The organism is Ligilactobacillus animalis KCTC 3501 = DSM 20602, assembly GCF_001434535.1.
GTDB classification, from domain to species: Bacteria; Bacillota; Bacilli; order Lactobacillales; family Lactobacillaceae; genus Ligilactobacillus; species Ligilactobacillus animalis.
Map to the genome: position 1 here is coordinate 1 of NZ_AYYW01000008.1, position 1,634 is coordinate 1,634.

Genomic DNA, 1,634 nt, shown 5'->3' on the forward strand with positions numbered 1-1,634 from the left:
AGCACGCATCTCTAGCCTCCTGCGTCCCTCCATCGTTCAAACAAATCAAACCAGTACAGGAATCTCAACCTGTTATCCATCGCCTACGCCTCTCGGCCTCGGCTTAGGTCCCGACTAACCCTGGGAGGACGAGCCTTCCCCAGGAAACCTTAGTCATACGGTGGACCAGATTCTCACTGATCTTTCGCTACTCATACCGGCATTCTCACTTCTAAGCGCTCCACCAGTCCTTACGGTCTAGCTTCATCGCCCTTAGAACGCTCTCCTACCATGCAACATAGTTGCATCCACGATTTCGGTAATGTGTTTAGCCCCGTTACATTTTCGGCGCAGGATCACTCGACTAGTGAGCTATTACGCACTCTTTAAATGGTGGCTGCTTCTAAGCCAACATCCTAGTTGTCTGTGCAATTCCACATCCTTTTCCACTTAACACATATTTAGGGACCTTAATCGGTGGTCTGGGCTGTTTCCCTTTCGACTACGGATCTTATCACTCGCAGTCTGACTCCCGGATATAGATCTGTGGCATTCGGAGTTTATCTGAATTCAGTAACCCAAGACGGGCCCCTAGTCCAAACAGTGCTCTACCTCCACGATCCTTAACTCCGAGGCTAGCCCTAAAGCTATTTCGGAGAGAACCAGCTATCTCCAAGTTCGTTTGGAATTTCACCTCTACCCACACCTCATCCCAGCATTTTTCAACATACACGGGTTCGGTCCTCCAGTGCGTCTTACCGCACCTTCAACCTGGACATGGGTAGGTCACCTGGTTTCGGGTCTACGTCAACGTACTCATTCGCCCTATTCAGACTCGCTTTCGCTACGGCTCCGGCCTTTGCGCCTTAACCTCGCACGCTAACGTAACTCGCCGGTTCATTCTACAAAAGGCACGCCATCACCCATTAACGGGCTCTGACTACTTGTAGGCACATGGTTTCAGGAGCTATTTCACTCCCCTCCCGGGGTGCTTTTCACCTTTCCCTCACGGTACTGGTTCACTATCGGTCACTAGGGAGTATTTAGCCTTGGGAGATGGTCCTCCCGGATTCCGACGGAGTTTCACGTGTTCCGCCGTACTCAGGATACTGGGCTGAGGAAACGAAGTTTCGCTTACAGGGCTATCACCTTCTCTGGCTGATCTTCCCAAATCATTCAACTACTTCGTTTCTTGGTAACTCAAATGTCCAGTCCTACAACCCCAAGAAGCAAGCTTCTTGGTTTGGGCTGTTCCCTTTTCGCTCGCCGCTACTCAGGGAATCGAATTTTCTTTCTCTTCCTATGGGTACTTAGATGTTTCAGTTCCCCACGTCTACCTTCAACTGAGCTATGTATTCACTCAGTGATAACAGGCCTTTACTCCTGCTGGGTTTCCCCATTCGGAAATCTCCGGATCACAGTTTACTTACAACTCCCCGAAGCTTATCGCAGTTAGTCACGTCCTTCATCGGCTCCTAGTGCCAAGGCATCCACCATGCGCCCTTAATAACTTAACCTATATTATCTTACGATAATGGTTATGAGTTTAGCGATTAAACATTAATATTTTAAACTCTTTAAAACGCGGTGTTCTCGGTTATTTTAATTAACAAAGAAATAAAAGATATTATCTAGTTTTCAAAGAACAAGTTTGA

The 1,634-nt window shown here is 48.0% G+C and carries 1 rRNA gene; it reads right to left on the reverse strand.

The features are described from left to right. Nucleotides 1-1,496, reverse strand: a 23S ribosomal RNA gene (locus tag FC30_RS02210); the annotation flags it as partial. Nucleotides 1,497-1,634 lie beyond the last annotated feature (138 nt).